The organism is Scytonema hankhaensis NUACC26 (assembly GCF_045865695.1).
Taxonomy (GTDB): Bacteria; Cyanobacteriota; Cyanobacteriia; order Cyanobacteriales; family Nostocaceae; genus Scytonema.
In genome coordinates this window covers 1-7,655 of sequence record NZ_BAACAP010000051.1, presented here as the reverse complement: position 1 = coordinate 7,655, position 7,655 = coordinate 1, and the positions used below count along the sequence as shown (strand labels likewise).

The 7,655-nt window shown below is 45.4% G+C and carries 2 protein-coding genes and 1 pseudogene; 2 read left to right on the top strand and 1 reads right to left on the bottom strand.

The genetic code is table 11. The annotated features are described in order from the left end of the window. Positions 1-3,828: beta strand repeat-containing protein (locus ACKTT2_RS01140; protein WP_407883113.1), on the top strand; the 3,828-nt coding region annotated here is incomplete at its 5' end. A gap of 147 nt (positions 3,829-3,975) precedes the next feature. Further along, positions 3,976-7,149: a two-partner secretion domain-containing protein gene (locus ACKTT2_RS01135; RefSeq protein ID WP_407883111.1), complete on the top strand. Its 3,174-nt coding sequence runs from the start codon at positions 3,976-3,978 to the stop codon at positions 7,147-7,149. 230 nt (positions 7,150-7,379) lie between these two features. On the opposite strand, the pseudogene ACKTT2_RS01130 reads toward ACKTT2_RS01135, so the two are convergent. Then, positions 7,380-7,655, bottom strand: a pseudogene (locus ACKTT2_RS01130) (ScyD/ScyE family protein); the annotation flags it as partial.

The following is a 7,655-nucleotide window of genomic DNA, read 5'->3' as shown; positions in this document are numbered from 1 at the left end:
GCTGGGAATATAACTATTAATGCTCGCGATATTGTCTCCTTCTCTAAAGGAAGTCGGGCTTATACCGATGTGACAACTAAAGGGAATGGAGGTGATATCAATATTACCACTGGTTCACTTTTTGTGAGCGATCGTGACTCTTTGCTCGCTTCTAGCACTAAGGGGGAGGGAAATGCTGGAAATATAACTATTAATGCTCGCGATACCATCTCATTCGATGGCGGCTCGGCTTACACTGATGTGGGGGAAACAAGTATTGGTCGAGCAGGCAATTTGAACATAACTAGCGGGTTGCTTTCGGTAACAAATGGCGCTCAACTACTTGCTAGCACTAAAGGAGAGGGAAACGCTGGCAATGTTACTATCAATACTGGCTCGCTTTCCGTTACCGATAACTCTTTCTTAGCAACCAGCGCCAATGGACAACAAGGAAACGCTGGGAATATAACTATTAATGCTCGCGATATTGTCTCCTTCTCTAAAGGAAGTCGGGCTTATACCGATGTGACAACCAAAGGGAATGGAGGTGATATCAATATTATCACTGGTTCACTTTTTGTGAGTGCTCATGACTCTTTGCTCGCTTCTAGCACTAAGGGGGAGGGAAATGCGGGGAATATAACCATTAATGCTCGCGATACCATTTCATTCGATGGCGGCTCGGCTTACACTGATGTGGCGGAAACAGGTATTGGTCAAGCAGGTAACTTGAATATAACTAGTGAGTCGCTTTCGTTAAGAAATCGCGCTCAACTACTTGCTAGCACTAAAGGAGAGGGAAACGCTGGCAATGTCACTATCAATACTGGCTCGCTTTCCGTTACTGATAACTCTTTCTTAGCGGCTAGCGCTAATGGACCACAAGGAAACGCTGGGAATATAACTATTAATGCTCGCGATACTGTGTCCTTCTTTAAAGGAAGTCGAGCTTATACCGATGTCACAACCAAAGGGAATGGAGGTGATATCAATATTATCACTGGTTCACTTTTTGTGAGCGATCGTGACTCTTTGCTCGCTTCTAGCACTAAGGGGGAGGGAAATGCGGGGAATATAACCATTAATGCTCGCGATACCATCTCATTCGATGGCGGCTCGGCTTATACTGATGTGGGGGAAACAGGTATTGGTCGAGCAGGCAATTTGAACATAACAAGTAAGTCGCTTTCGGTAATAAATGGCGCTCAACTACTTGCCAGTACTAAAAATGAGGGGAATGCGGGTAATATTATTATCAATACTGGCTCACTTTCTGTTGTTGAAGGCTCTTTTTTAGCGGCTAGCGCTAATGGACAACAAGGAAACGCTGGGAATATAATTATTAATGCCCGCGCTGGAGTTTTATTCAATCGGGCTGGTCAAGTTTATACCAATGTCACGGGAACAGGTAATGGGGGCACAATCAGCATCATTACAGAATTACTTACCGTAACCAATGGTTCTCAACTTAGTGCCAGCACTTTAGGAGTAGGAAATGCAGGCAATCTCACCTTCAACACTGGGTCATTTTTCGTCACAAATAACTCCCTATTGAGTGCCAGTAGTTCGGGTGTAGGAAATGCTGGTAATATCACTATCAATACTGGCTCACTTTCTGTGGCTAATGAATCTTTTTTAGCTTCCAGTGCCAATGGGCAGGGAAATGCAGGAAATATAACTATTGATGCCCGTGATACTGTCTCCTTTGAGAATGGGGCGAAAGTATATACTGATGTGAATCTGCTTCCCTTTATTTCTACCATAGCAGTCAAGGGTGATGGAGGTGACATCAAAATCAGCAGTGGGTCGCTCTTACTAACGAATGGCGCTCAACTGATTTCCAACACTCAAGGTGAGGGGGATGCAGGCGATATCACTATCAATACTGGGTCACTTTCCGTGACCAATGAATCTTTTTTAGCTTCCAGCGCCAATGGACAACGGGGAAATGCTGGGGATATAACTATTAATGCTGGCGATCGCGTATTCTTTGATAAAGGTAGCGCATTCAGCAACGTTGGAGTCTGCTCTTTAATCGCCGTTGGTTGCACTCCAAGTAATAACACGATTAAAGGCAATGGAGGTGATATTATAGTCAAAGCGCCGTCTCTCCAGTTAATAAATGGCTCTTTTTTGGCTACTGGAGTGGGTGACGACGAACTTCCTGGAAATAAAGTAGAGGGAAATGGTGGCAATATATCAATCTATCTTACGGATGATTTATTGCTTGACCAAAGTTTTATTACGACTAGACTGTTTACTAATGGAAAGGGTAAAGCGGGAGATATAGATATTCGTGCAGGATCTGTTTCCTCTTATCAATCTTTGATATCTGCGAGCACTCAAGGACAAGGAAATGCTGGCGGAGTTTCTGTGCAGACTACGGGTACGATTTCCTTGGTTGATAGTGACATCTCTACAGCCGTACAAAAAGGGGCAATTGGGGACGCTCAAGGGATTAACATCACAGCGCGATCGCTCTTATTAACAGATGGTGCTCAGCTCAATGCAGTAACTTCAGGAGAAGGAAAAGCTGGTAATATCCTCATCAAGACAACAGATATCAGTGTGTCTGGGACTAATACAACAGTAGCTCCTACCAACCTTTTTCAGAACAATATCCCACCTCGATTTAATTCCCCTCCTAAGTTTGTAGATGGAGTGGAGAGTGGTATATTTACCAGTACCAATTCCTCTGGTGTTGGCGGTGAGATCGCGGTGAATACAAACACTTTTAGTATTTCCAACGGTTCTCTTGTAGATGCTCGCACTACAGCCAGTGGAAGAGGAGGAGCAATTAGAGTCAATACAAATACTTTTGAGGCATTGTCGGGTGGACAACTGAGTGCTATCACATCTGGTAGTGGGACTGCGGGTAGCATTACTCTTAATGCCACTGGCAGTGTGACAATAAGAGATAGCGATCCAACTTACTTGACTCGACTCGCTCAATTTGCCAGCGAGCCGACCGATATTTATGGCAAACTGAGAGTAGGCAATCAAGGTTCAGCAAGTAGACTAACTGCGAGCAGTGCTGAATCAGGAAGTGCGGGCGACCTTACAGTACAGGCTAACTCTATCCGTCTTGACAACGGCGCAAAAATAAGCGCTGACACCACAGGCGGAGGAGGAAATATCTTTCTCAATTCACCTCTATTGCTACTGCGCCGTGGTAGTAGTATCACCACTAACGCTAGTGGAGACAATATCACTGGTGGCAATATCACTATTGATGCTCGAAATGGTTTCATCATTGCCGTACCATCAGAAAATAGTGACATCCGCGCTGATTCGGAAAACTTTCGTGGTGGGAATATCACCATTAATAATGCTGCTGGTATCTTTGGTATTCAACCTAAGAACGAACCTTCCCTTCAAACAAGTGATATTACTGTCAGAGGGGCAACTCCTGACTTGAGTGGTAGACTGCAAATTAACAGCCTCGATATCGATCCCAGAAGAGGATTAGTTCCACTAACAATAGATGTGGTGGATGTGGCAAGTTTAGTAGACGATAATATCTGCGCTCAAACGGCTAACAGTAGTTTCACGTATATTGGACGTGGTGGTTTACCTCCCTCTCCTAACAACACACTCAATAGTGATGCCGTGTGGGAAGATTGGCGACTGGTTGCTGTACCTTGGGGACGAGGGGACGAGGGGGAGCAAGGGAGTAGGGGAACAGGGGAGCGGGGGAATAATTTCTCACGCCCGACTCAGATTGTAGAAGCGCAGGGGTGGATAATTGATAAGAACGGGGAAGTGACACTCACAGCTTACGCTCCGGTAGCAACACCACACAAAGTAGGGAGTTCATCTCATGGATGTCAGCCGCCAATTGCCAAGTAATGTGCATATGGGGCAATTGGAAATGATAATTTGACATTTTTTGCAGTTCCCTAATCATCTCAAAGGAGTGCATATTCTCATTTTACTTCTCCCTATGAGTGATAAGTCAGTTGGCAGGAATACACAGAAATAGGTTACAAAATGTAAATGCACCTGAAACTCTTACAAACGACTAATGATAAAGGACAAAGGACGACAGGAATTGCGTTCTCAAAGCGACTCCGAAGGAGTATCGCGTACTCGCGCTGCGCTTCGCTTATCGCCCAAGCCCTAACTTGTCAGTTCGCTAGTGCGATCGTGCTCTGTGCTAATTGCGCTATTGCCCAAATTACGCCGGATGCTACTCTCCCGAATAATTCTAATGTCAAATTAGAAGGCAACACCACAATTATTGAGGGTGGAACGCAAGCTGGAAGCAATCTTTTCCACAGTTTTTCCGAATTTTCTGTCCCTACTAACAGCACGGCTTTGTTTAACAATAAAGCAGATATTCAAAATATTATTAGTCGGGTAACGGGTAATTCTATTTCTAATATTGATGGGTTAATTCGCAGCTTAGGTACGGCAAATCTGTTTTTGATTAATCCGAACGGCGTTATTTTTGGTGAGAATGCACGGGTTAATATTGGCGGTTCTTTTTTTGCCACATCTGCCAATAGTATGAAATTTGCCGATGGATTAGAATTTAGTGCCAAAAATCCTCAACCTACACCTTTATTAACGATTAATGTACCCGTGGGTTTGCAATTTGGAGCGAATCCTGGTTTGATTCAGGTACGGGGTGATGGTCGGGGAGCAAGAGGTTTTAATTCTCCCATCATTGATACACAAGATGCATTGCGAGTGCAACCCGCTCGAACTTTAGCGTTAGTCGGTGGAGAGATTAATTTAGAAGGGGCAACACTCAAAACTGCTGGTGGAAGGATAGAATTAGGCTCTGTCGCCGGAAGTAATTTAGTTAGCCTCACACCGACTAACTTTGGTTTTGCTTTGGGCTACGGTGGCGTGCAAAATTTTGGGAATATTCAATTATCCCAAAGGGCAATCGTGGATGCAAGCGGGGAAGGTGGTGGTGAGATTCAAGTACAAGGCAGACGTGTCACCGTCACAAATGGTTCAAGGATAGAGACAAGTACTCTGGGGGCAAAACAGGGGGGAGACTTGGTAGTGAATGCTACTGAGTCGGTAGCAATTGGTCAATTCAGTGGCTTAAGTACTGTTGTTTACCCAAAGGCAACCGGGAATGCAGGTAACTTGACGATTAACACACGTGAATTACTGGTGAGAGATGGGGCACAGGTTATTGCTGTCACATTTGGTGCTGGTAAGGGAGGGAATTTGGCTGTCACTGCCGATCGCGTACAAGCGATTGGTCGTGGCAGCAACTTTTTTGCTCTAGCTCAAGGTACAGGTAATGCAGGTAATTTGACGATTAACACTCGTGAATTACTAATTCGAGATGGGGCACAGGTTGGTGCTGCCACACTTGGTGCTGGTAAGGGGGGGAATTTGGCTGTCACTGCCGATAGTGTACAAGTGATTGGTAGGCAAGGTAGCTTCAGCACCTTGGTTACTGAAACTCAAGGTACAGGCAATGCGGGAGACTTGACGATTAACACTCGTGAATTACTAATTCGAGATGGGGCAAAGGTTGGTGCTGGTACATTTGGTACAGGTAAGGGGGGGAATTTGGCTGTCACTGCCGATCGCATACAAGTGATTGGTACTGCCGGTGGTAGTAGCAGCGCCTTGTCTAATCAAACTGAAGGTACAGGCAATGCGGGAGACTTGACGATTAACACTCGTGAATTACTAATTCGGGATGGAGCATTTGTAAGTGCTGGCACATTTGGTACAGGTAACGGGGGGAATTTGGCTGTCACTGCCGATCGCGTACAAGTGATTGGTACTTCTACTGATGGTCGTGCCAGCAACTTGAATGCTCAAGCTAACCGCCGCGCTAGTGGGGATGCAGGAGACTTGACGATTAACACTCGTGAATTATTGGTTCAAGATGGGGCAATTGTCAGTGCTAGCACATCTGGTGCTGGCAAGGGGGGGAATTTAGATATTCAAGCTCGTGAATTACTGATTCGAGGTGGGGCACAGGTTGGTGCTGGCACATTTGGTGCTGGTAAGGGGGGGAATTTGGCTGTCACTGCTGATAGTGTACAAGTGGTTGGTATTTCTGCCGATGAGCGCGTTGCCAGCGCCTTGTCTACTCAAACTGAAGGTACAGGCAATGCAGGTAATTTGACGATTAACACTCGTGAATTACGAATTCGAGATGGAGCATTTATAAGTACTGGCACACGTGGTGCAGGTGAGGGGGGGAATTTGGCTGTCACTGCTAATAGTGTACAAGTGATTGGTCGCTCCAATAATGGTCGCTTTAGCAGCTTCTTATCTGCTCAAGCTGAAGGTACAGGCAATGCAGGTGACTTGACGATTAACACTCGTGAATTACTGGTTCAAGATGGGGCAAGTGTAAGTGCTAGCACAATTGGTGGAAAAGGGAAGGCAGGTGACATAACTGTAGATGCTAACTCTATCCTGTTAGACAACGCAACCGAAATTAACGCTAATACTACTGGTGGTGGGGGAAATATCTTTCTCAATTCACCCCTATTACTACTGCGTCGTGGTAGTAGTATCACCACTAACGCTAGTGGAGACAATATCACTGGTGGCAGTATTACCATTGATGCTAAAAATGGTTTCATCATCGCCCTTGCTAATGAAAATAGCGACATCCGCGCTGATTCGGAAAACTTTCGTGGTGGGAATATCACCATTAATAATGCTGCTGGTATCTTTGGTATCCAGCCCAGGAATGTACCTTCCTCACAAACAAGTGATATTACTGCCAAAGGGGCAACTCCTGAGTTGAGTGGTAGACTGCAAATTAACAGCCTCGATATCGATCCCAGAAGAGGATTAGTTCCACTAACAATAGATGTGGTGGATGTGGCAAGTTTAGTAGACGAAAATATCTGCGCTCAAACGGCAAACAGTAGTTTCACGTATATTGGACGTGGTGGTTTACCTCCCTCTCCTAACAACACGCTCAATAGTGATGCCGTGTGGGAAGATTGGCGACTGGTTGCTGTACCTTGGGGACGAGGGGACGAGGGGGAGCAAGGGAGTAGGGGAACAGGGGAGCGGGGGAATAATTTCTCACGCCCGACTCAGATTGTAGAAGCGCAGGGGTGGATAATTGATAAGAACGGGGAAGTGACACTCACAGCTTACGCTCCGGTAGCAACACCACACAAAGTAGGGAGTTCATCTCATGGATGTCAGCCGCCAATTGCCAAGTAATGTGCATATGGGGCAATTGGAAATGATAATTTGACATTTTTTGCAGTTCCCTAATTATCTCAAAGGAGTGCATACTCTCATTTTACTTCTCGCTATGAGTGATAAGTCAGTTGGCGGGAATACACGATAGGCTTGACATTTCTTTGAGTTTTATTTTAGTCAAGCCTGGTTGAACTGCAACTAAATAGATACGCAAGCAGTTACGTAGCGATCGCTCTTGTGAGCGTTGTTCACAGTTTACCTACATCTGTACTGCGTTTGCGTACTAAAAATGAACCTACTCCTAGAGCACCAAACCCCAGGACGCTCAATGCAGAACTTGATTCAGGAACTTTTGCTTTTGGATCGATCCTCAGAACTTGTCCAACTCCAGCGCGATCGCCTTTACTAGAAACATAAATTGCACCATCAGGACCTATAGTCAGAGCAGTAGCCGACTCTAGTCCATTACCACTAAGGAGAGTTCTACGAGTCCCATCAGGAGCTATTTGGATTAGTGAACCATC

Bases quoted from the DNA above. Each gene is read 5' to 3' on its own strand.
- ACKTT2_RS01135 (WP_407883111.1), top strand. From the start codon at position 3,976: ATGCACCTGAAACTCTTACAAACGACTAATGATAAAGGACAAAGGACG.